Raw genomic sequence first — 23,176 nt, 5'->3', positions numbered from 1 at the left:
GTTCCCGGGGTCCCGCCGGAAGCGCCGGACGCCGGAAATCAGTCCGCCGGGAACGCGAGACTGAGCACGTCCACCATTTCGTCCGGATCCGCGTTCGCGGACCCGCAGATCTCCGTCAGCTCGTCCAGGTACCGCGGGTCGACCGGTTCGATTCCGCCGAACGCCCGGATCGACTCGCCGGTCGGCAGCAACCGGGCGCAGACCAGGGCCCCGACTGCGAAGTTGTGGCCCGCCACGGAGTCGATCACCTCCACCGTCTCCCCACCGGTCACCGCGCGCAGGGTCAGCGACCGGAGCGGCACCACCTCCGTCACCTCGTACAGGCCACGCCGGGTGGCCAGCCACTGGCGCGCGAGTTCGAGTTCCGCCGTGGGCAGCACCTGCGCGCGGCGGGCGAGGAACTGTTCGAGGACGCCGCCCTCGAACAGCGCCGCGTCGATGACGAGGCCGCCTTCGAGCGCCGCGATGGTGGCGTCCTCGGTTTCGTCGGCGTGCGAGGCCCGGATCTCGGCGAGCCGGTAGACCAGATCGAACAGTTCCGGCGTCCGCGCGAACATCAGGGCTTTGGTGTACAACCAGGTTGCGCGCGCGTCGACCGTGAGGTCGGACCTGCCGAGGTGGCATGCCTTGTACTTGCGGCCGGACCCGCACCAGCAGCGGTCGTTGCGGCCAAGCCCTGGACGCTCCGCCGGTTGGTAGCGCGCCAGCACCTCCTGCAGAGTCTCCGCGTCGCCGCCCTCGACGCGGGCCAGCAGCGACTGTGCGCGAGCGACGTCGCCGGCGTCGGCGGCGAGCAATGCCAGGTCGAACGCGGCCAGCATCCAGTTCGGGTCCCGGTCCAGGGCGCGCTCGTAATGCGCCATGGCGACCCGTACGTCACCGAGCTGATCGGCGGCCTTACCCGCGAGCCAGTGGGCGGCCGCCGTCAATCGGCGCGGCGCGTGCTCGACCAGCGCCGATGCGGCGACCTGGAGCGACGCGGCGCGCGTGTCGCCGGTGGTGGCGAGGTCGAGCGCGACCGCCGCGGTCGACGGGTCCTCGAGTGGCAGGAAGGCGGCGGGATCGGCAGCGACGCGGGCGGCGGCGACGGTGGTCGGCTGCTCGCCCCGTTCGGCGGCGTCGGTGATCTCGTGGACGAGGTCGGTGAAATCGACGACGGCGCCCGCGTCGGCGAGCCGCAGCTTGTTCTGCCGGGCGATCGACTCGATGAGGGTGGCGCGGTGGTAGGCGTCGAAATCGAAGCCGCGCCGTGCCAGGTAGTTGCGTTCGCAGTCGTACCCGGCGAGGTCGAGCAGCTCCGCCAGCGGCAGGGTGGGCGCGGTGAACAGGACCCGGTCCTCGTCGTCGGCGACGAGCTGCCAGACGACGGGGTCGGTGTGCTCGGCGGTGCCCTCGGCGATGATCCGGCGCAACGACTCGGTGAGATCCGGGGTCGCGACGGTCCGGTCGACGCGGACCAACCGCAGCGTCCCGCCCGCCAGGCCGAGACCGATCATGTCCCCCGCGGTGTATCCGGCGAGCGTGCCGGGATCGAGCAGCAGTCGCTCGATTTCGGGAGCGGCGATGTCGGTGCGGCCGCGCGCGGCCAGCAGCTCGGCGTCCAAGGTGGGGAACACGACGTCGACCTCGCAGTCGCCGACGTGGGCGTCCGATCCGACGAGCACCGTCAGCGCGGACAGGTCCGGATCGATGTCGACGACACCAGAGGCGATCTCCTCGGCGGAGAGCCGATGCGTGAACACCCGACCCTCGAGCACGCTGTCGACGGCTGCGACTCGTCCGTCGGCGAGTACTCCGAGCGCCGGGCCGTCGAGGCCGCGCACCATTTCGGTCATCTCCACGGCGGTGCCGAGTCCGAGGTCGACCAGTGCGGCCACCCAGTCGTCGACGGTGGACGGGCCGCGTTGGCGCAGCACAGCGATCGCCCTCGCGGCGGCGTCGATCTCGTCGAGATCGACGCCGATCTCATCGAGATCGGGGTCCAGGCGAGAGCGGCCGACGATCTCGAGATGCCGGTCACCGCGAAGTTCGGTCGAGACGATCACCCCGCGATCGTAGGCGACCGACGGCGGCCCGCCGCCCACCGCTCGGGCGGAGGAGGGCAATCGGGGTGGGAGCTGTGCCGCCAGAGCCGAGAACCGTGGTCCCCGTACGCCTGTCGGACCTGGTGGCGCGCGCTCAGCAGGTCGTCGGCCGGCCGGAACCTAGGCGAAACGCTCGCTGAGGAACTCGACCAGCTCGGCGGGATCGGCGTCCTCCGCATCCAGCAGTGCCAGCAGTTCGGCCCGGCTCGACGGTGCCACCGGTTCGATGCCACCGAAGATCTGCGTCGTCGAACCCGCGGGAACGACCCGGGCGCAGACGAAGTCGCCGGGTGCCAACTGCGCGCTGCCCGACCGTTCGAGCACCTCGACCACCTCGCCGGTGCGTTCGTCGCGCAGCGTCAGCCCGTCCTGCGGCCGCACCGCGATCACCTCGAACACCGAGCGCTTCGCCTCCGACCAGCGCTGGGCCAGTTCGAACTCGTCGGCGGGCAACAGCGAACCGCGCCGCGCGAGGTACAGCGCGAACACCCCGCACTCGAACAACGCGACGTCGAGCGCGAGCGGGTCCTGGAAGGCCCGGCCCACCGCGTCCTCGCCGTCCCAGTGCGCAGCCCGGACCTCGGCCAGGTCGTACGTGACGTCGAACAGCTCCGGACTCAGGGCGAACCACTCGGCCTTCCGGTAGAGCCACCGCGCCCGGTCGTCGAGGGAGTTGTCGACCTTGCCCAGGTGACAGGCCTTGTACTTGCGGCCCGAGCCGCACCAGCAACGGTCGTTGCGCCCCAGACCGGGATGCTCGGTCGGCACGTACCGCTGCAGCACCGCGTACAGCGGCTCGGCGTCGCCGCCCTCGATCCGCCCCAGCAGCGAGAGCCCCCGGACGGCGTCACCCCGGTCGGAGGCGAGCTGCGCGAGCGCGAACACGGCGGGCGCGCACCCGTCGTCGAGCGCCGCCGCGTCCTCGAAGTGCGCCTCCGCGGCGACCACGTCGCCGAGCCGATCGGCGGCATTGCCTGCCAGCCAGTGCGCCGACGCCCTGGCCCGCCGCGGACCTGTCTCCACCAGCGCCACCGACGCCGCGTACAGCGCGTCGGGCCGGTCGGAGAAGCCGGCGACCAGTTCGAGCGCGGCCGCGGCGGCTACGGGGTCGGCGAGACCCGCGTAGCGATCCGGCTCAGACGAAACATGCTCGCGCGCCCAGGATCCCGGGTCGGTTCCGTCGTGTGCGACGTCCCGGGTCTGCCCGACCAGTGCGAGGAAGGCGACTACCGCGGACGCCTCGTCCGGGTGCAGTTCGTGTTCGCGGGCGACCATGCCGATGTGCGTCGCCAGATGGTGTGCTTCGAAGTCGAATCCACGCACCGCCACGTAGTCGCCGTCCCGCTCGAAACCGGCGGCCTCGATCAGCTCGCCGAGCGGGGCGGCCGGGCGGGTGAACAGCGCGGGGTCGTCGGCCGCCAACTGCCAGACGACAGCGTCGAGGTTGTCGGCTCCCTCGTCGCCGAGGATCCGGCCGAGTCCGGCCGACACGTCCGCGGCCTCCACCGCATCGACCCGTTCGAGTTCCACCTGTCCGCCCCGGACGGCGAGTCCGACGAGATCGCCTGCGGCGTAAGACGACAACGCATCCGCAGCAAGCAGCAGGCCCTCGCCGTACGGGAAGTTCGGGTCGTCGACGCCGCGATCGGCGAAGGTCGGTTCGTCGGCGTCCGCGAAGACGACCCGGAACTGGCCTGCTCGCTCCTGATCGGAGTCGAGGACGTACACCGTGAGCGGGGTGAGATCGGGGTTGGCGTCGAGAATGCCCGCCGCGATCTCCGTCTCTGTGAGCCGGTGGGTGAACACTCTGCCCTCGAGCAGCGAGTCGAGCGCGACGGTGCGGCCGTCCGGCAGGTACCCGACGTCCTCGTCGTCGAGCAGTTCGACCAGTTGCACCATCTCGGCCACGGGACCGTGCCCCGCGTCCGCGAGTAGTTGCCCCCAGTCTTGGGCCGTGAGCGGGCCCTGCTCACGGAGGATGCTCATCGCCGCATCGGCGATCACGTCACGGGGATCGATCGGATCGGTCACGCCTTCGATCCTAGGCGCTGGCGACTAGACGATTCGGCGCACCTTCATCCCGTCGAACACCTTTCCCACCTTCACCACGTCGCCGGTCTGCGGTGCATGCACCATCTGGCCGTTGCCGATGTAGATCGCCACGTGCCCGGGGCCGCCCGACTGCCAGTTGCCGAACAGCAGGTCGCCCGGCCGCGCCTCCGACATCGGGATCTCCGTGCCGATGTTCCACTGGGTCTCGGACGTGCGCGGCAACGTGAGGGTGTCACCGGTGGCCGCGTACACCGCGTACGAGGTCAGCCCCGAGCAGTCGAACCCGCCGCCGGACGGACCGTTGATGTTGCCGCCGCCCCACACGTACGGCAGACCCAGGTACCGCAGCGCCGCCTCGACCACCTTGCTGCCGATGGTCCCGTCGCCGCTGAACGGCGCCAGGATCGCGGCGAACACCGGCTCGGACGCCCGGATCTTGGCGACATACGGCTTGGTCTGGTGCTCGTAGTCGAACGAACCGCCGGGCATGCCGCCCGCGCGCCGCACCGCCTCCACGCCCGCGTTGTACCCGGCGATGGTCAGGTCCAGGGTGTCGCCCTTGACGATGCCCTGCTTCTTCCATTCGTCGATCTGCCCGTACATGTCGCAGAGCAGGTGCCCGGACGCCATCACCGGGTCGGCGACGCCGAGGACGTCCGCCTTGCCGTCGCCGTCCGCGTCCTTGCCGTACTTGGCCCACGTGCCCGGCATGAACTGGCCCGGTCCGAGCGCGCCGGTCCGCGACACCGGTGCGGTCGGACCGAACCGGAATCCGTTCTCCGCGTTGTACAGCGCCGCGATGACCGGCGCCTTGACGCCGTCGCAGATCGCGCCCGCCTTCTGCAGCCAGGGCACGAACACCCCGATCGCCCCGATGGGCGCCAGGTTCGCGCCGGGGAAGGCCGCGTCGAGCGAGGAGACGGTCCGCGAGAAGTCGCCGCCGAGCGGAACCTCGGCGACGTCGTCGGCGGTGACCGTGGTTGCCCGCGGCACCACCGGCGCGGGCGGGGGCGGGGTGACCACGGGCGGTGGCGCGTCCACGGGTGCGGGTGGCGGCGGTGGCAGGTACGGCTGGACCGCCGTCTGCACCGCCGTGGCCGCGTCGGCGACCGCCTGCCGTGCGGGTTCCTGCATCTGCTGCGGCAGCTGGCCGATCACGTCGCTGATCTGCTTGCCGGCCGCCGGCGAGGAGGCTTGTACCGATTGAATCGCTTGTGCTGCTTGATCTTTGACCGGAGCGGGGAGGTCTGCGCCTTGTACCAGGCCGCCGAGAGCTGTCGCTACGGCGACTATCACCGCCGTGGGGTCAACCGGCATTCGCAATCTCCCTTGGTCGAGCGGGCCTTCGAGGTCCAACGTTATGACTCGCGGGGTGGTGCTGGGGCGAATTTGGCGCGTTCTCTTAGTTTGCCTTCAGGTTGCTGCCCACACCGTGGAATCGGGCCCGGCGAGTCGGCCGTTACCTGGGGCAATTGCCAGCCCACGCTCAGGTATCTCTCAGGCCCGGGGTGGACCCTGGGAGCCATGAGTGCCCGACCCGATGCCCGACAGCCCGCGACCACCGGATCCGCCCCGGTGACCCGCCCCTCCCGGGTCCGCCGAGCCCTCGCGGCATCCGGAATCGTCGGCGCGATCGGCCTCGGGTCCCTCGCCGCCGCACCGCTCGCGGCCGCCGACACCGCGCCACCACCGCCCGTCAGCGCCGGCAGCGGCGCCTTCGACGTGATCTCGGGTGGATCCTGACGCCGGTGACACACAAGTCGTCGAAGAGTTGGTCCCTGTGGGGCGTCCGGGCGACAGTGGTCGTCACCGAACCCGACCTGCTGGACTCGGCCTGGCATCTGGTTCGCGGACACCTGGCTGTCGCCGACGTCGCGGTGAGCGACGCCAGGGAGGATTCCGAGATCCGGGCGCTCAACCAGTCGGAGGGCCGACCGTTCTCGGCGAGTGCCGCTCTCGTACAACAGGTTCGGCGCGCCCTCGCCGCGGCCGAGCTCACCGACGGCCTCGTCGACCCGACGGTGGGGTCGGCACGGCCCAGGGCGTGGCGCGCTGTGGTGGTGCACGACCACCTGATCACCGTGCCCGCGGGCATCACCCTCAACCTCGGCGCGACCTCACGCGCGGCCACGGCGGACCAGTGCGCCGAGGCGGTGGCTTCCCTGCTCGGCTGCGGCGTCCTCGTCAGCCTCGGCGGCGACGTGGCCACCGCGGGTCCGGATCCGTCCGACGGCTGGCAGATCAAGGTCGAGGACCTGCCCGGCGATCCGTCCTGTCAGGTCTCGATCCCGTCCGGATCGGGACTGGCCACCGCCAGCACCGTCACTCCCCTGCACCCGGACACTGCCGATCCCCCGCACTGGCGTACGGCCAGCGTGGTGGCGGGGTCGGCGTGCACCGCGGCGGCTGTGAGCCGGGCCGCGGTGTGGGCGGGCGCGGCCGGAGCCGACTGGATCGAGTCGCTGGGGCTGCCCACCCGGATGGTGGACCGGGAGTTCCGGGTCCGGCTGCTCGGCGGCTGGCCGTAACTGCGCCTGCGGCGCGGTGGTGCGGATACGACGTCCAGACCGTCCGTATCCGCACCACTGCGCGTCAGCGCATCAACGAAGGGCCTGCTCCACGTCGGCGAGCAGGTCTGCGGCGTCTTCGATGCCGACCGACAGCCGCACCAGGTCCTCCGGCACCTCGAGCGCCGAGCCTGCCGTCGAGGCATGGGTCATCGCGCCGGGATGCTCGATCAGCGACTCGACGCCACCGAGCGACTCGGCGAGCGTGAAAATCTCCGTGCGCGAGCAGAAGTCGAGCGCGGCCTGCTTGCCGCCGGCCAGACGCACCGAGATCATGCCGCCGAACCTGCGCATCTGCTTGCTCGCGACCAGGTGACCCGGGTGCGACTCGAGGCCCGGGTAGATCACCTGGGAGACGGCCTTGTGCCCCGAGAGCAGCTCGACGATCTGCTCGGCGTTCTCGCTGTGCCGTTCCATCCGCAGTGCCAGGGTCTTGATGCCACGCATCGTCAGGTAGGCGTCGAACGGTCCGGGCACCGCGCCCGCGCCGTTCTGCAGGAACGCGAACGCGGTGTCGAGTTCCTCGTCGTTGGTCACCAGCGCGCCGCCGACCACGTCGGAGTGCCCGCCGATGTACTTCGTGGTCGAGTGCAGCGCGATGTCCGCACCGAGGGCCAGCGGCTGCTGCAGGTACGGAGAGGCAAAGGTGTTGTCCACCACGATCTTTGCGCCCGCATCGTGCGCGACCGCGGACAGCGCCTCGATGTCGCCGATGTTGAGCAGCGGGTTGGTCGGAGTCTCGACCCACACCAGCTTGGTGTTCGGGCGGATCGCGGCGCGCACCGCGTCGACGTCGGAGACCGCCGCGGGCGTGTACTCGATGCCCCACTGGGTGAACACCTTGTCGATCAGCCGGAAGGTTCCGCCGTAGGCGTCGTTCGGAATCACCAGGTGATCGCCCGGACGCAGCGCCGAGCGCAGCAGGCAGTCGGTCGCCGCCATGCCCGAGGCGAACGCCCGACCGAATGCGCCGCCCTCGAGCGCCGCCAGGTTGGCCTCGAGCGGGCGGCGGGTCGGGTTGCCCGTCCGGGCGTACTCGAAACCGTTGCGCATCCCGCCGACGCCGTCCTGCGCGAAGGTCGAGCTGGCGTAGATCGGCACGTTCACCGCGCCGGTCTGCGGGTCCGGCTCGTAGCCGGCGTGGACGGCCCTGGTGGAGAATCCGTGCTGGTCGCTGCTGCGCTGCTCGCTCATGCCGGTAAGCCTAGCGAGCCGCTACCGTCCGAGAAACCGGGCGACGCCCGCCGCCGGGTTACGCCCCCGCGCTGAGGAATCCGAGCAGGTCGTGCCGGGTGATGACGCCGACCGGCTTGCCGTCGTCGACGACCATCAGCGCGTCGGACTCGCCGAGTGCCTTCGTCGCGGCGGTCACCGGCTCGCCCGAACCGATCAGCGGGAACGGCGCGCTCATGTGCTTGGCGACGGGGTCCGCGAGCTGCGCACGTCCCTCGAACACCGCCGAGAGCAGGTCGCGCTCGGTCACGCTGCCGGCGACCTCGCCCGCCATCACCGGCGGCTCGGCCCCGACGACCGGCATCTGCGAGACGCCGTACTCGCGCAGGATCTCGATGGCGTCACGCAGGGTCTCCGAGGGGTGCGTGTGCACCAGGTCCGGCAGCTCGCCGGACTTGCCGCGCAGTACGTCCCCGACGGTCGGCTCGTGGACCTTGCCGTCCAGCGGGCTGCGCAGGAAGCCGTAGGAGGCCATCCACTTGTCGTTGAAGATCTTCGACAGGTAGCCGCGGCCGCCGTCGGGCAGCAGCACCACGACCACCGCGTCCGGGTCGCGCTCGGCCACCCGCAGCGCCGCGACGACCGCCATGCCGCAGGAGCCGCCGACCAGCAGGCCCTCCTCGCGGGCCAGTCGACGGGTCATGTCGAAGGAGTCGGCGTCGGAGACCGCGATGATCTCGTCCGGGATCGACGGGTCGTAGGCGGTGGGCCAGAAGTCCTCGCCGACGCCCTCGACGAGGTACGGGCGACCGGTACCGCCGGAGTACACCGAGCCCTCCGGGTCGGCGCCGACGACCTTGACCTTCCCGCCGGAGACCTCCTTGAGGTAGCGGCCGGTGCCGGTGATGGTGCCACCGGTGCCGACGCCCGCCACGAAGTGGGTGACCTTGCCCTCCGTGTCGCGCCAGATCTCGGGGCCGGTGGTCTCGTAGTGGCTCTCGGGTCCGCCCGGGTTCGAGTACTGGTCCGGCTTCCAGGCGCCGGGAATCTCCTTCACCAGCCGGTCGGAGACGTTGTAGTAGCTGTCCGGGTGCTCGGGCGCGACGGCGGTCGGGCAGACCACCACCTCGGCGCCGTAGGCCTTGAGCACGTTGCGCTTGTCCTCGCTGACCTTGTCCGGGCACACGAACACGCACTTGTAGCCGCGCTGCTGCGCCACCAGGGCCAGACCGATACCGGTGTTGCCAGAGGTGGGCTCGACGATGGTGCCGCCCGGCTTCAGCGCGCCCGATGCCTCCGCCGCGTCGACCATCTTGACCGCGATGCGGTCCTTCGAGCTGCCGCCCGGGTTGAGGTACTCGATCTTGGCCGCGACCAGGCCCGAACCGGGTTCTACCACCGAGTTCAGCTTGACCAGCGGAGTGTTTCCGATGAGGTCCACGACGTGATCCGCGATGCGCATGCCTCCATGGTCCCAGAGCGCGCGGACGCGGCAACACGTGGACCGCTCAGCGCGGGCACGACGCGGCGATTGGCACTAGATTCGTGGTGACAGCTTCGCGTGCCGAGGGGAGGGATGGTCGCGGTGCCGAGCAGCGGATGGAAGACCGCCGCGAAGGCGGGCGCGGCGGCGGTCGTGGCGGGGTCGTCCGCGGGCACGGCGTCGTGGGCGCTCTACAACTACCTGATGGGACAGGCCTCCACCGCGCGCGGTGTGATCGGCCGCAATGTGACCAAGCCGCCCGAGGCCGACGGCGTGTACACACCGGGGTGCGGGGCCCCGCAACCGTGGCGGCCCGGCGTGGACTGGGACATCTACCTGATGATCTTCGGCGACTCGACCGCGGCCGGCGTGGGCTGTACCAGCGCCGACGAGGTGCCGGGGGTCCGGCTGGCACGTGGTCTCGCCGAGGAGACCGGCAAGCGGGTGCGGCTGAGCACCAAGGCCATCGCGGGCGCCACCTCCAAGGGCCTGGAGGGGCAGGTCGACGCGATGTTCATCGCGGGCCCGCCGCCGGACGCCGCCGTGATCCTGATCGGTGCGAACGACGTCACCGCGAAGAACGCGATCCACGCCTCGGCTCGCCGCCTGCGCGACGCGGCGACGCGGCTGCGCCTCGCCGGCAGCGTCGTCGTGGTCGGCACCTGTCCCGACCTCGGCGTCGTCGGGGCGATCCCGCAGCCACTGCGCAGCGTCGTCAGGCGGTGGGGCCGCCTACTGGCCCGCGCACAGACCGCGGCGACGCTCGAGGCCGGCGGGCACCCTGTGGCGCTGGCGGACCTGCTGGCGCCCGAATTCCTCGCAGCCCCCGATGCGATGTTCTCGGCGGACCACTTCCACCCGTCGGCCGCGGGATACGAACTCGCGGCCAAACAGCTGCTGCCTGTCCTCGCCGCGGCTCTCGGCGAGTGGGACGGCGGCCCGCTGCCCGCTCTGCCCGAGGTGTCCGAGGCCGCGGAGGCGCAGCGGATCGGATCGCGAATCAGGGCCGCTGCCAACCACTTCCTGCGTCGTCGTGGCCTCGACCGGCGCGCGGACGAGGTGGTCGACGGCGCCGGCGCGGTCGTCGCCGAACAGGCCGCGGCGACGCATGACGCCGTCGATGGCCGACTGCATCGTCAGCGCGCGGAAAGCGCCACGTAACGTCTGAGGCAAACACCCGTGTTTCGCGTAGTACACGCAAGCAAAGAAGAGAAGGAGTACTCCATGCCTGAGGCAGTCATTGTCTCCGCCGTGCGCTCGCCCATCGGCCGCGCCGGAAAGGGTTCGCTCAAGGACATTCGCCCGGACGATCTGGCCGCTCAGATGGTCGCCGCCGCCCTCGCGAAGATCCCGGAGCTCGACCCCACCGAGATCGACGACCTGATCATGGGTTGTGGCCAGCCGGGCGGACAGTCCGGCTACAACATCGCCAAGGTCGTCGCCACCACGCTCGGGTACGACTACCTGCCCGGCGTGACCGTCAACCGCTACTGCTCCTCGTCGCTGCAGACCACCCGGATGGCCATGCACGCCATCCGCGCGGGCGAGGGTGACGTGTTCATCTCCGCCGGCGTCGAGTCGGTGTCCAGCTTCGCGACCGGCAGCGCCGACGGCTGGCCGAACACCAAGAACGCCCGCTACGCCGACGCCCAGGCGCGCACCGAGCTGGCCACCCAGGGCGGCGTCGCGTGGTCGGATCCCCGCGACGGCGGCAATCTGCCCGACATCTACATCGCGATGGGCCAGACCGCGGAGAACGTCGCGTCCCTGACCGGCATCAGCCGTGAGGACCAGGACCACTGGGGCGTGCGCTCGCAGAACCGCGCGGAGGAGGCCATCAACCGTGGCTTCTTCGAGAAGGAGATCACCCCGGTGACCCTCGCCGACGGCACCGTCGTCTCCACCGACGACGGCCCGCGCGCCGGCACCTCGTACGACAAGATCAGCCAGCTCAAGCCGGTCTTCCGTCCCGACGGCACCGTCACCGCCGGCAACGCCTGCCCGCTCAACGACGGCGCGGCCGCGCTGGTCATCATGAGCGACACCAAGGCGAAGGCCCTCGGCCTGACCCCGCTGGCGCGCGTCGTCTCCACCGCTGCCACCGGCCTGTCCCCCGAGATCATGGGCCTCGGCCCGATCGAGGCGGTCAAGAAGGCCCTCGGCTACGCGAAGATGACCACCTCGGACATCGACCTGTACGAGATCAACGAGGCCTTCGCGGTGCAGGTGCTGGGTTCGGCCCGCGCGCTGAACCTCGACGAGGACAAGATCAACGTCTCGGGCGGCGCCATCGCGATCGGCCACCCGTTCGGCATGACCGGTGCCCGCATCACCAACACCCTGCTCAACAACCTGCGCGAGCAGGACAAGACCTTCGGCGTCGAGACCATGTGCGTCGGCGGCGGCCAGGGCATGGCGATGGTGCTCGAGCGCCTCAGCTAGTCCTTCGCGTCCACGAACGGGCGGTTACCGGGCAGGCCTCACGGCCGATGTCCCGGTGGCCGCCCGTTCGTCGTCATACGGGTGCAGCCCCTTGGCCGCACGGTGACGGCCCCGGCCCGACGAGGGCTGTCCACAAACACGAACGGGCGGTTCCTGGGCATCCGTCGGGTGACGGAGCAGGAACCGCCCGTTCGTGGTCAGGCGTGCTGCGACTAGTCGCTGTTGAAGTAGCTCAGCAGCCGCAGGATCTCGACGTACAACCACACCAGGGTGACGGTGAGGCCGAACGCGACGCCCCAGGCCGCCTTCTCCGGCGCCTGCGCGCGGATCAGCTGGTCGGCGGCGTCGAAGTCGAGCAGGAAGCTGAACGCGGCGATGCCGATGCAGACGAGGCTGAAGACGATCGCGAGTCCGCCGCCGTCACGCAGGCCCAGGCCGCCCGAAACGAAGAAGCTGGCGATCAGGTTGCCGAGCGAGAGCACCACGACGCCGATGAGGGCGCCGATGATCATCCGGGTCAGCCGCGGGGTGACACGGATGGCGCCGGTCTTGTAGACCACGAGCATGCCGAAGAACACACCGAAGGTGCCGAGCACCGCCTGGGCGATGAGGGTGGAACCGCCGGTGCCACCGAACGTGATGTCGGTGAACATGAACGACAGCGCGCCGAGGAAGACACCCTCCGCGGCGGCGTATGCCAGCACGATCGCCGGGTTGTCCATCTTGCGACCGAAGGTGGCGATCAGGACCAGGACGAGCCCGATGAGCCCGCCGCCGATCACGAAGGGCGCCGCGAGGTCGACGTTCGAGTTGACGAGCACGTAGGAGATGATCGCCGCGACGGACAGCACACCGAGCGTGATGCCGGTCTTGGTGACGACGTCGTCGATCGTCATGGCCCGCTGCGCGGGGCCGGTCGTGTAGGGCTCGGCCTGGGTGTACTGGGGCTGGCCGAACTGCTGAGTCATCTGCCCGGCGCCCGCCGTGGCAGAACCGAACGAGGCGTATCCGCCCTCCTGCTTGGGGAGGTTGCGGAACACCGGGTTGCTGGTGGTGCGCACCGTGCGTGTCCCTTCTTTCGTGGCCCTCGCGGGCCTGTCGCGCCATTGTGGCCCGACCACTGCGGGTTCGCACCCGCTCTTGATTGGTCAAACGACTGACATCCACCGGTAAGTTCCCGGCGCGAACTGCGCGACCGGAACCGCGGTCGGACAAAACGGACTCTACCGTTCCGGGCGGCGCGGGGCCGATCCCCACACGACCGCCTGCGGGCCACGCGCGGTGGCATCATGGCCCTGTGAGTGCCGAAGAGCAGGAGAACGGGCCCGGCCAGACGCTGAACGTGAGCGAATCCGTCGACTCGGACGAGGTCCGCAACGACGACGGCGACGACGTGGTGGACGCCCCCGACGGCTGGAGCGAGGCCGACCGCTTCGGTACGACCGCCGTCGAGGAGGCCGAGGGCGAGAGCCTCGACCAGCGGCTCGCCGAGGAGGAGCCGGATCTCGCGCTCGAGGAGTGAGCCTCACTCCCCCTTGACGGAGCGGGTGACGGTGAACTTCGGGTTGCGCGCGATCACCTCGGTGCCACCGACCGCACTGCGAAGCGCCCCCCGGTAGCCGAGGTGCGAGTTGTAGACGGTCCACAGTTCGCCGCCCGGTCGCAGTACCCGGCCGGCGGCCCGGAACATCGCCAGCGCCGCGCCGGTGTGCACCGCGGCCCCGACGTGGAACGGCGGATTGCACACCACCAGATCCACCGAACCGTCGGCGAGAGTGGACATGGCGTCGTCGCGCAGCGCGGTCACCCGGTCCCCGACGCCGTTCGCCGCGGCGGTGGGCGCGGCGGGCGCGACCCCCCCCCCCCGCGCGGCGGGGGGGGCCCCCCCCCCCCCCCACCACTCGACGGGAAACCCGGTCGCCGCGGCGGAATCGACCGCGGCGACGGACTGGTCGGTCGCGACCACCCGGAGTCCGGGCCGGGCGCGGGCCAGCTCGATCGCGAGAATTCCGGTGCCGCAACCGAGGTCGACGGCCCTCTCGGCGCTCGGGTCCATCCGGGGTACCGACGCGAGCAGGAAGCGGGTACCGATGTCGAGTTTGGTTCCCGCGAACGCGGCACCGTGCGCGACGACCTCGAGGTCGAGTTCCTCGATTCGCTCGCGCAGCGGGAAGGTCGACTCCTGGGGTACGGGGAGCACGCCGCGCGCGACGAGCACCCGCGACTTCTGCCGGGCCAGGGTGGCGTGGACGTCGGCGAAACTGCGGCCGAGCACCTCGTTCATCGCGACCGTCAGGTGCTTGATCCGACCACCGGCGTACACCACCGCGTCCGGATCGGCGTACCGGGCGACGGCCTCGGCGATCTCGGCGAGCGCGGTGAGGCTGCGCGGCAGTTGCAGCAGCACGACCGTCGCGCCGGCCAGCAGGTCCTCGCCGAGCGCGCAGTTCCGGTAGCCGGCGAGTCCGGCCCGCTCCGCGTTGGCCGCCAGCGCCTGCTCTCCGGTGAGCGGATCCTGGTGCACCCGAACCTCGTTCGCGCCGAACCCGGCGACCGCTCCGAGGGTGAGCGCGCCGTACCGGTCGCCGATCACCACGACCGTCCCGGGCCGTGCGTCCCGCAGCGACTGCCCCGCCTCGTCCAGGATCAGTCGATCGGCGCTGTCGGCAGCGAACAGGTTCGGCGCCTCCACGTCGGGGAAGCGCCGCAACTGGGCGAGGAGTTCTTCGGGAACCGGCACGCGGTCCAGTGTTTCAGGTGACCCGGCGGGCTACCGCGACACCCAGCTGACCACCGCGTCCTGGTCTGCCCGGGTGGTACGGAAGCCGTTCGCCGGGTGATCCGTGTCCGGGTAGCCGAAGGAGATGGCGCACACGACGTTCCGACCCTCGGGGATGTCGAAGAAGTCGCGCAGGTAGGGCGAGCAGCCGGCCAGCGCGGCCTGCGGGATGGTGGCGACGCCGAGGCTCTGAGCGGCGAGCAGGAAGGTGCCGACGTACAGCCCGCAGTCCACCGCACCGTAGGTGCCGAGCGCCTCGTCGGTGGTCACGACCGCCACGTGGGGCGCGTCGAACAGGTCGAAGTTGCGCATGGTCTGCTGCGCCGACGCCGCGCGGTCGCCCGCGATGCCGAGGCTCGAGTAGAGCTGCAGGGCGCACTCGCGACGGCGGTCGCGGTACACGCCGCGATACTCGCGAGGGAACTCGATGTCACTGGCCTGCGTCACCGTGCGGATCGCCTCGGCGAGGCCGGCCCGGAAGCGGTCGGTGGCGTCGCCCTCGGTGATCGCGACCTGCCAGGGCTGGGTGTTGCACCAGGACGGGGTGCGTTGCGCGAGCGCGAGGATCTGCTCGATCACGTCACGGGGCACCTGCTGCGGCAGGAAGGCGCGGCAGCTGTACCGGGTGTCGAGCAGTTCGGTGAGGGTATGAGCGGTGAGGGTCGTCTCGGTCACTAGTCGTTGTGCCCGTTTCCGGTCCACGTGACGGTGACGCCGTTGTCGCGCAGCCACTTTGCCGGGTCGACCTTGGTTCCGGTCGTGTCCCAGACCTCGAAGTGCAGGTGCGGTCCGGTGGACTGGCCGCGGTTACCGACGGTCGCGATCTGCTGGCCCGCGACGACCTGCTGCCCCACCGTCACCTGGTAGTCGTTGACGTGGCCGTACACGGTGATGGTGCGGTCCTCGTGCATCACCCGCACCCACTGGCCGAAGCCCGAAGCCGGGCCGGCGGAGATGACCGTGCCGTCGGCGGCGGCCCGAATCGGCGTCCCGATGGGGGCGGCGATGTCGAGTCCGCCGTGGTGGGCGCCCCATCGCGAACCGAAGTCGGAGGTGAGCGTCCCCGACACCGGCTGCACGGTGCGCGCCTTGAGCGGGGCGAACTGCTTGGCCTGGTCGTCCACCCACTGCCGCGCGGTCGCGAACGCGGGAATCGAGTCGGCAGCCGGAACGTCCGGCACCTCGATCGTGGTCGGCACCTCGACCCCCGCGGGCAGCAGGCTCGCCACCTCGGTGGGCAGCGTCGGCAGCTGGATCGGGGCAGCCGAGGCGCTGGCCGCCCCGAGCTGAGCCCCACCCGCGAGGATCGCGCCGGTGGCGGCGGCGACCGTCGCGGCCTTCACACCCGCGCCGCTACCCGCAGCCTGCGCACGGTGACGACCACGCATCGCGTCCGGATCGATGCGAAACGCCGTCACGTGCCTGTTCGAGCTGCGGTGATCACCCACGGTGCGGTACCTCATCCGTTGTCGGCTGACGGGGCACCAAATAGTGCGCACCGTTTGTCCGTGTCCGAACATAACAAAACGGTATCGACAGCGTCGACCGTTACCGGATCTTTATGCCAATCCGGTCAGGAACCCCAGGTCACGCCGACGCCGCGATCGGCGAGCCACTGGCTCGGGTTCATCCGGTGGCCGCTGGGATCCCACACCTCGAAGTGCAGGTGCGGCCCGGTCGACTCGCCACGGCTGCCCACGGTCGCGATCTGCTGACCGGCCTCGACCCGCTGGCCGACGCTCACGAGGTAGGTCTCGACGTGGCCGTACACGGTGACGACCCCGTCGTCGTGCCGCACCCGGACCCACTGCCCGAATCCGGACGCGGGCCCGGCAGAGATGACCTCACCGGCCGCGGCGGACTTGATCGGGGCGCCCGTCGGGGCGGCGATGTCGATGCCGCCGTGCTGGGTGCCCCAGCGTGCGCCGTAACCGGAGCTCAGGGTGCCCGCGACGGGCTGGACCGTCAGCGACCGCGGCGCGGCACTGCCGCCGCCGAGCGAGCCGACGAGATCCGTCAGCCACTGGCCGGCCGGACCGGCAGGCGCCTCCACCGGGGGGAGCACGACGCCCGCGGGCAGGACGCCGGGGGCGACCTGCAGCGGTGCCGCGGAGGCGCTCGCGGCGCCGAGCTGGATGCCGCCCGCCACGATGGCGCCGGTCGCAACCGCGACCGTCGCGATCTTGAGGTTGCTGGTCAGTGCGCGAGAACGATTGAACGTCCTGTGGTGAATCGCCACAGTTTCTTTCCTTCATCTTCGTCGGCTGGGCCGGGCACCCGCTTCCGCGGCCCGGTCCGTCGTCGCGAACGAAAGTAACGACTTGGTATCAACTCGTCGATTGTGACCAAATATTCACCAAAATATGATGTTGCTGTACGGCGTAAGGCCAACGCCGTGCGCAGCGACAATGCAGATTTCACCGACCCGGCTATGACTCCGGTCACATAACGGCTGGTCTGGCCGATTTCGGCGCGGGTTCGGCGCCGGCTCCAGCGGCCCCTCCCCGACCTCCGGGGCTCAGTTCGCGCAGTTGCACCCGCCTGGAACCGGTTCTAGTTACGATGCGCCATGCGCATATTCCGAACCCTCACCCTGTCCGTCGCCGGCGTTGCCGCTGTACTGAGCACCGGCTCGGGAATCGCCTCCGCTGCGCCGAACCCGGCCGACACCCCGCGCGAGGCGATCGCGCGCACCTACATCGACGCACTGGTCTCGCACGACGCCAGCGCAGTGAAGTTCGCTCCCGACGCCACCCGGGTCGAAGCCGGCCTCAAGACCGGCTACTCCGGCCCGCAGATGAGCGCCGATCTCGAGCACGGCCTGCAGTACCGGGTCATCCAGGACATCCGCGACCTGGAGATGTCGGAGAGCGGCAACGTGGTGTCGACCAAGTACCTGCTGGACTCGGGCATCGCGGGTACCCAGCTCCTCACCGTGGAGATCACCGAGACCTTCGAGATCCCGGACGGCACCATCCACGCGATCGTCGCGCACATCACGCCGAAATCGCTGTCCTAGAGCACCGCCGCGCGATACGGCAGCGACTCGCCGGTTTAGTACGCGCGAGTAACGAATGCGCTCGGCTACCGTGGCGCACGCGTCGCCCCTCCAGTGACGTAGACCCCACCGGCCTTGCCCTCCCTCGTGCCGGTGGGGTCACCTATGTGCGGAGTCGGGCGCCCTCCCACCGAGGTAGTGAGGTGACGGAGTCCCTCGCCGTCCTTGAGCGCGAGCACGCCGCCGGAGGTGACAACGCGCACCGCGCAGCATCAGGTCGGCTGGCCCGCGCGGCACGTTGGTGGTCATCGTGTTCGCGTACGCGACGAGGTCACCACGTCCGGCCGTTGCCGAACTGATTCGCACCGTGAGCTCGACCAACGGCCTCGGGACCACGTGAACGAGGCCGTTCGCGAGGGCCACCGCATCGGACTGGTCGTGCAACTCCAGCCGGGCAGGCGCACGCAGATTGACGGCAAGTCACTGTTAATCGTGCGTGAAATAGGTGTTTCCGAATAATTCAGCAACTCCCTAGGGTCTTCGCCAAGGCGCCGCCGTTGTCCGGACCGAGTCCTGGACCTCCGCGGTGTCGGGACTCCACTCGGAAGTTCTTCCGCAAGATGAGGATTCGCGATGAAACTACTGTCCGTCATGCTGCTGGCGGTCGGGATGCTGGCCATCCCCGCCGTCCACGGCGCCCCACCGGCCCTAGCCGCTCCCGTTGTTGTGAAAGGCCCACTGAGTACCAGCGGGCGCTACATCGTCGATACGAGCGGTAACCGGGTCAAGCTGAAGTCCGGGAACTGGCACGGCTCCAGCGGCACATGGAACGGCAGCGGCGACGACGAAGACCCCGCGAACAACAACGCGCAGGAGGTCGGCCATCGCGCACCCCTGGGCCTGGACCGAGTGCGGATGGACAAGCTCGTCGGCGACTTCAAGGCGCTGGGGCTGAACAGCATTCGACTGCCCTTCTCGAACGAGATGATCACCGACAGCCGCGCGGTGCAGGGGTTGACCGCCAATCCGGAGCTGAACGGGCTACGCCCGATCGAGGTGTACGACCGAGCGGTCAAGGCGCTCACCGACGCCGGGCTCGGCGTCATCTTGAACAATCACACCACGACCACCCGCTGGTGCTGCGCCAACGACGGCAACGAGCGCTGGAACTCGGGCCAGTCCTGGGACAAGTGGATCGACGACTGGAAGCTCATGGCCGCCCGTTACAGGGACAATCCCGGAGTGGTCGGCGCGGACCTGCGCAACGAGGTGCGCCGCGACACCTGGAACGAGGCGAACTGGGGCCTGGGCGACAGCCACGACTGGTATGACGCCGCGCAGGAGGCGGGGGATGCAATCCTCAAGGATTCCAACCCGGATCTGCTCATCATGATCGAGGGCATCAACTGGACGGGCATTCCCTCCGATCTGTTCGGACACGAGCGCCCCATGCTGAAGTGGAATTACAAGCTGTCCGAAACGCTGGTGCGCTCGCACAAGGTCGTCTACGCCGCGCACATGTACGGCTACATCGGCCCCAATCACACCGGCGCCTCCGGCTTGGGTGAGACACACGACGCCCGCTTCCGCGACATGTCCCGCGACGACCTGTTCAAGTCCATGAACGCACTGGCGGGCTATGTGGCCACCACGCCCGACCAGCATTTCACCGCGCCGGTGTGGATCAGCGAGTTCGGCGTCGGCAAGGACGCTGGGGTTGCGGACAAGGCGTGGTTCGGCAATATGGTCGACTGGCTGATCGACAAGGACCTGGACTTCGCCTACTGGCCGATCGTGGGTTTCCAGAAGAACGACGATGGCAACAAATGGGGCCTGGTGCGCTACGACACCGACGGCAGCAAGCGCAGCGTCACCGATGCCGACGACTGGCGCGGTCCGCAGTTCCAGCGACTGATGGCCGCCAACGGGAAGACCGGCAAGGTCGCCCCGGTCCGAACCTGGTCAATGCTCAACGCGATTCACGAGGACGACAATCGCTCACTCCGGGCGGCAGACGATTGGGACAACGGCGCACACAAGCTCGTCTGCCCCGACGATCAGCGGCTGATTGGCATCAGTGCGCGCGGTCAGGGCGGCCTGTGCACCGACGCCACCGAGGGCAACCTCTGGCAACAGGGCACCGCAGCGGTCAAGGTCAATTCGGAGAAGGTCAGCACCGACTGGGCCGGAGGATTCACGAAGTACCAGTGCCAGGACGGGCAATTCATGATCGGCTACAGCCTCAACGGCGACGCCATGTCAGCCATCCTGTGCGCGCCCGGCCGCAGGCAGCTGGCCGGCGCCGGACGTACCGTCTGGGACGATCGGGGCGATAGCCGCCCAGCCTCCGGCGAAGGCGGCGACTACGCCAACGGTTACTACAAGGGCCAGTGCAATGCCGACGAGTACGCCGCCGGCATCGCCTTCTCATGGGCCAACTCGCGCCACGCACACCCCGATGCCCTGTACTGCCGCAAGCTCTGAATCGAGGTAACAGGTCCGCCCGCGGCACGAAATAGCCACGCCCACAAGGTGAGACACCAGAACCGTCCCACTCGAGCCGAACCGTCGGCGAGTCGGAACTCGTGGTTCACCTGACTGCGCGACTACCAGTTGGACGACGAGTTGCCGGGCGTGTATGTGTTGCGGCCAGCCTCGAGTCCGGTTCGGGCGCGGCGGCCGACGGCTCGGATGATCAGCAGCAGGGTCCCTGCGAACAGGAGCACCCCGCCCACGTACGCGATCACGATCATCTGATTCGACACAGGCTCAACCTATCTCCGGGCTGGTGAGGTCTCGCGTCACCGGAGGGGCGGCGCTGGCGTCACCGTACTCGTGCGGGTTGGCTACTCGCGCGCGCCAGACCGGCTGGTCGCGGTGTCGCTGCGACATAGCTGCCCGGCAATGTTCTGGCGTGACGTTTGGCCAGGGTCTGCGGTACCCATCCCGCGGACCACGGCCCGCGCCAGTGAGCCGGTCGCCCGGATCTGGAGCTCGAGAGCCATGTCGACAGTTCCCAGCGCAATCACAATGGGCCCGCCGATCCATGACGGAATCTTCATCGCTTCTCCTTGACCCTGACGGGGGATTGCACGCTCGGACGTTGAGAAGGTAGGTGTGGGCCCCGCCCACCTTGGGGGACGAGACGGGGCCCACCGTGCCGCCTGGGTCCGGGTAGAGAGGCGGCACGATTGATGTATCTAGTTAACTGTCAGCAACGTTACTCGAGTCGAGTGGCCGGATACCTGGTGGCGCTTCGGGCTCCCGCTGCTCGGCATCGTGTTGCTCGAGCGCCAGGGCGATCCCGACCGGGTCGGTCCGTCGGCGGCGTGAGATGGGAGGTTCCTGCCCCACGTTCAGGCGGCCGCAACCGCGGCTCTCGTCCCCCGCTCGAACCGTGGCCCAGCGATCGCGTTACCGCAGGTCAAGTCGATACTCTCAGTGCCCCCAGTCGGACTCGAACCGACACTTGGCGGATTTTAAGTCCGCTGCCTCTGCCAATTGGGCTATGGGGGCGTGGCGCTTTCCACCTGGCGAGCCGTAGGTGGCTGCACCGGATGCTAGCGTGCCGACCCGCCCCCGACAGCAGGTCTTCACCGTTACAGGATCGAGAGTGCGATCCCGTCCAGGATGTCGTGCTCGCTGACCACCAGTTCGTCGATGCCGGCGCGCCTCGCCAGTTCCTCGGCGAGCGTGTCGGCGACGATCGCTCCCCCGCCGATCACGTCCACCCGGCCGGGGTGGATCGTGGCGATCGCGGCGCGCTGATCGTGCGACATGTGCAGCAGCCGCGCATTCACCTCGTGCAGCCGTGGCAGCGACATCCGCGACAGGTGCACACGCTCGGCGTCGTAGTGCGGCAGGTCCAGCGAGACGGCGGCGAGGGTCGTCATGGTGCCCGCAACGCCCACCCAGGTGTGCGCCTGCTCCACCGGGACCCGCTCGAACGCCTCGGCGAGCTTCGCCGAGGCGAACTCGCGCGCCTGCGCGACCTGCTCGGCGGTCGGCGGGTCGTCGTGCAGGCAGCGCTCGGTGATCCGCACGCAGCCGATGTCGGTGGAGTAGGCCGCCCGAACGCCGTCACCGTCGCCGAGCACCACCTCGGTGGACCCGCCACCGAGGTCCACCACCACGAATGGCCCTGCCGCGGGGTCGAGTTCACCGACGGCACCGGAGAACGACAGTCGCGCCTCCTCGTCACCGGTGATCACCTCGGCCTGTGCTCCGGCGATCACCGCGCCGAGCACCTCGCGGGTCATCGCGAAGAAGTCCTCGCGGTTGGCCGCGTCGCGGGTCGCCGAGGTCGCGACCATCCGCACCGCGGTCGCGCCGGTCTCACGGATCATCCCGGCGTACTCCTCGAGCGCTACGCGGGTGCGCTCGATCGCCTCCGGCGCGAACTCGCCGGTGGCGTCGACGCCCTGGCCGAGCCGCACCACCCGCATCTCGCGCCGCACATCGTGCAGGCGGCCGGACTCGTCGGAGTCGGCGATGAGCAACCTGATCGAGTTCGTGCCGCAGTCGACGGCAGCGACGCGGGTCATTCCGCCTCGCCCTCCGGCCCCTGGTACTGCGGCCAGTCCGCGGGAATCGCGGTGCCGCGCAGCTTGCCTCGGGCGGCGAGAGCCACCGACTCGTCACCGAACGGGTTCACCCCGGGTCCCTTGGCGAGCGAATGCGCCATCAGCACGTGCAGACATTTGACCCGGTCCGGCATGCCGCCGCCGGTGAAATCCGTTCCGAGCGAATCGATCTCGTTACGCTCGGCGAGGTAGGACTCGTGCGCGCGCCGGTAGGCGGCGGCCAGTTCCGGGTCCGTGGCGAGCCGCTCGGTCATCTCGCGCATCACCCCGGCGGACTCCTGCCTGCTCGCCTCAGCGGTCAGTCGCGGATCGGTCAGGTAGTACAGCGTGGGGAACGGCGTACCGTCGGGCAGCCGCGGCGCGGTCTTGACCACGCCGGGTGCACCGTCCGGGGCGCGATAGGCGATGGCGAGCACGCCTCGGGGGTCGCGGCCCAACTGCGCGGCAACCGCCGCGAGGTCCTCCGCGGACACCGTGGGGTGGGAATGGCTTTCAGCAGGCTCGGTCACCCGACGGGCCCTCCTTGATCGTGTGGAATGGTCATCGACCCCGTGTTCGCCGGATCGGGAACGGGCCCTGGCGGGGGTGTCGGCGAGGGGGTGACCTGCGGCTGCGGTTCGACTATCGGCCGCCACAAATCGGTGTACCAGGGGTTGCCGCTGCGTTTCGGCTTGTTCAGCGTCTCGACCGGCGGCGCGGTCGCCCCGGGCAGCTGCACCTGGTACGGCGTCTCGCCGGGCATCACGTACTGCAGCCGGTTGCGGGCCTCGGCCTTGATCCGCGCCGGGTCGTTGCTCTGTTCCTTCTCGCGGGTGAGCCGGGCGACGTCGTCCTCGAGCTGGTCCTTCTGCTCGGCGAGCTGCTCGGCCTCGGTGCGCTGAGTCAGGTAGGTGCGCAAGGGCATTGCGAGCGTGAGCGCCAGTGCGCACACCACCACTCCGAGCGTCACTGCCTTCGCGGTGGACAGTCCGAGGAAGGTGCGCTCCTCACCCCGCTCCGCCGCCCCCCTCCGACC

At 69.9% G+C, this 23,176-nt stretch carries 20 protein-coding genes, 1 tRNA gene and 1 pseudogene; 7 read left to right on the top strand and 15 right to left on the bottom strand.

Annotation, left to right across the window (positions count from 1 at the left end; translation table 11 throughout):
• Window positions 1-38 precede the first annotated feature (38 nt).
• From ACFXGJ_RS17630 to ACFXGJ_RS17620, 3 genes are all read right to left on the bottom strand, one after another.
• Complete coding sequence (locus tag ACFXGJ_RS17630) at window positions 39-2,045, bottom strand: SEC-C metal-binding domain-containing protein (protein WP_378622474.1); 2,007 nt, start codon at window positions 2,043-2,045, stop codon at window positions 39-41.
• Window positions 2,046-2,204: 159 nt separating this feature from the next.
• Complete coding sequence (locus ACFXGJ_RS17625; protein ID WP_378622472.1) at window positions 2,205-4,115, bottom strand: SEC-C metal-binding domain-containing protein; 1,911 nt, start codon at window positions 4,113-4,115, stop codon at window positions 2,205-2,207.
• Window positions 4,116-4,139: 24 nt separating this feature from the next.
• The gene (locus tag ACFXGJ_RS17620; protein ID WP_378622469.1) at window positions 4,140-5,453 is read right to left on the bottom strand and encodes an NlpC/P60 family protein; all 1,314 of its coding nucleotides are present in this window, start codon (window positions 5,451-5,453) and stop codon (window positions 4,140-4,142) included.
• Between the two features lie 207 nt (window positions 5,454-5,660).
• On the opposite strand from ACFXGJ_RS17620, the gene ACFXGJ_RS17615 reads away from it, so the two are divergent.
• A complete protein-coding gene (locus tag ACFXGJ_RS17615) occupies window positions 5,661-5,879 on the top strand; it encodes a hypothetical protein (protein ID WP_378622466.1) in 219 nt (72 codons plus the stop codon).
• Between the two features lie 5 nt (window positions 5,880-5,884).
• A complete protein-coding gene (locus ACFXGJ_RS17610) occupies window positions 5,885-6,664 on the top strand; it encodes an FAD:protein FMN transferase (protein WP_378622464.1) in 780 nt (259 codons plus the stop codon).
• A gap of 72 nt (window positions 6,665-6,736) precedes the next feature.
• Here the strand turns inward: ACFXGJ_RS17610 and ACFXGJ_RS17605 are convergent, their stop codons facing one another.
• Window positions 6,737-7,897 (bottom strand): cystathionine gamma-synthase, encoded by a 1,161-nt coding sequence (locus tag ACFXGJ_RS17605; RefSeq protein WP_378622461.1) that lies wholly within the window; start codon window positions 7,895-7,897, stop codon window positions 6,737-6,739.
• Between the two features lie 58 nt (window positions 7,898-7,955).
• Window positions 7,956-9,338, bottom strand: coding sequence for a cystathionine beta-synthase (locus ACFXGJ_RS17600; RefSeq protein ID WP_378622459.1), 1,383 nt, complete (start codon window positions 9,336-9,338; stop codon window positions 7,956-7,958).
• 123 nt (window positions 9,339-9,461) lie between these two features.
• On the opposite strand from ACFXGJ_RS17600, the gene ACFXGJ_RS17595 reads away from it, so the two are divergent.
• Window positions 9,462-10,520, top strand: a complete 1,059-nt coding sequence (locus ACFXGJ_RS17595; RefSeq protein WP_378622456.1) for an SGNH/GDSL hydrolase family protein — start codon at window positions 9,462-9,464, stop codon at window positions 10,518-10,520.
• A 63-nt stretch (window positions 10,521-10,583) separates the two neighbouring features.
• Window positions 10,584-11,801, top strand: a complete 1,218-nt coding sequence (locus tag ACFXGJ_RS17590; RefSeq protein WP_378622454.1) for an acetyl-CoA C-acetyltransferase — start codon at window positions 10,584-10,586, stop codon at window positions 11,799-11,801.
• Between the two features lie 212 nt (window positions 11,802-12,013).
• Here the strand turns inward: ACFXGJ_RS17590 and ACFXGJ_RS17585 are convergent, their stop codons facing one another.
• The gene (locus ACFXGJ_RS17585; protein WP_378622451.1) at window positions 12,014-12,862 is read right to left on the bottom strand and encodes a Bax inhibitor-1/YccA family protein; all 849 of its coding nucleotides are present in this window, start codon (window positions 12,860-12,862) and stop codon (window positions 12,014-12,016) included.
• Between the two features lie 236 nt (window positions 12,863-13,098).
• On the opposite strand from ACFXGJ_RS17585, the pseudogene ACFXGJ_RS17580 reads away from it, so the two are divergent.
• Window positions 13,099-13,320 (top strand): annotated as a pseudogene (locus ACFXGJ_RS17580) (hypothetical protein); the annotation flags it as partial.
• 6 nt (window positions 13,321-13,326) lie between these two features.
• Here the strand turns inward: ACFXGJ_RS17580 and ACFXGJ_RS17575 are convergent.
• The 4 genes from ACFXGJ_RS17575 to ACFXGJ_RS17560 form a co-directional block, all read right to left on the bottom strand.
• Window positions 13,327-14,541: a class I SAM-dependent methyltransferase gene (locus ACFXGJ_RS17575; RefSeq protein WP_378622449.1), complete on the bottom strand. Its 1,215-nt coding sequence runs from the start codon at window positions 14,539-14,541 to the stop codon at window positions 13,327-13,329.
• A 30-nt stretch (window positions 14,542-14,571) separates the two neighbouring features.
• On the bottom strand, window positions 14,572-15,255 hold the full coding sequence (locus ACFXGJ_RS17570; protein ID WP_378622447.1) for a nitroreductase: 684 nt from the start codon (window positions 15,253-15,255) through the stop codon (window positions 14,572-14,574).
• Window positions 15,255-16,028: a M23 family metallopeptidase gene (locus ACFXGJ_RS17565; RefSeq protein WP_378622444.1), complete on the bottom strand. Its 774-nt coding sequence runs from the start codon at window positions 16,026-16,028 to the stop codon at window positions 15,255-15,257. Before ACFXGJ_RS17565 ends, ACFXGJ_RS17570 begins: the two co-directional genes overlap by 1 nt.
• 125 nt (window positions 16,029-16,153) lie before the next feature.
• Window positions 16,154-16,819, bottom strand: a complete 666-nt coding sequence (locus ACFXGJ_RS17560) for a M23 family metallopeptidase (RefSeq protein ID WP_378622442.1) — start codon at window positions 16,817-16,819, stop codon at window positions 16,154-16,156.
• Between the two features lie 330 nt (window positions 16,820-17,149).
• On the opposite strand from ACFXGJ_RS17560, the gene ACFXGJ_RS17555 reads away from it, so the two are divergent.
• A complete protein-coding gene (locus ACFXGJ_RS17555) occupies window positions 17,150-17,599 on the top strand; it encodes a hypothetical protein (RefSeq protein WP_378622439.1) in 450 nt (149 codons plus the stop codon).
• A 612-nt stretch (window positions 17,600-18,211) separates the two neighbouring features.
• Window positions 18,212-20,062, top strand: a complete 1,851-nt coding sequence (locus ACFXGJ_RS17550) for a glycoside hydrolase family 5 protein (protein ID WP_378622437.1) — start codon at window positions 18,212-18,214, stop codon at window positions 20,060-20,062.
• 122 nt (window positions 20,063-20,184) lie between these two features.
• Here ACFXGJ_RS17550 and ACFXGJ_RS17545 read toward each other — a convergent pair whose 3' ends face one another.
• From ACFXGJ_RS17545 to ACFXGJ_RS17525, 5 genes are all read right to left on the bottom strand, one after another.
• The gene (locus tag ACFXGJ_RS17545) at window positions 20,185-20,343 is read right to left on the bottom strand and encodes a hypothetical protein (RefSeq protein WP_378622435.1); all 159 of its coding nucleotides are present in this window, start codon (window positions 20,341-20,343) and stop codon (window positions 20,185-20,187) included.
• A 677-nt stretch (window positions 20,344-21,020) separates the two neighbouring features.
• A tRNA-Leu gene (locus ACFXGJ_RS17540) sits at window positions 21,021-21,094 on the bottom strand.
• 83 nt (window positions 21,095-21,177) lie between these two features.
• A complete protein-coding gene (locus ACFXGJ_RS17535) occupies window positions 21,178-22,122 on the bottom strand; it encodes an exopolyphosphatase (protein ID WP_378622432.1) in 945 nt (314 codons plus the stop codon).
• Window positions 22,119-22,670 (bottom strand): DUF501 domain-containing protein, encoded by a 552-nt coding sequence (locus ACFXGJ_RS17530; protein WP_378622429.1) that lies wholly within the window; start codon window positions 22,668-22,670, stop codon window positions 22,119-22,121. Before ACFXGJ_RS17530 ends, ACFXGJ_RS17535 begins: the two co-directional genes overlap by 4 nt.
• On the bottom strand, window positions 22,667-23,176 hold a 510-nt coding region (locus tag ACFXGJ_RS17525; RefSeq protein WP_378622426.1), incomplete at its 5' end, for a septum formation initiator family protein. The genes ACFXGJ_RS17525 and ACFXGJ_RS17530, both read right to left, overlap by 4 nt.

This window comes from Rhodococcus sp. NPDC059234, from assembly GCF_042754225.1.
GTDB lineage: Bacteria > Actinomycetota > Actinomycetes > Mycobacteriales > Mycobacteriaceae > Rhodococcus_G.
The sequence above is the reverse complement of the archived record's forward strand: the minus strand, read 5'-3'. Positions and strand labels throughout refer to the sequence as shown.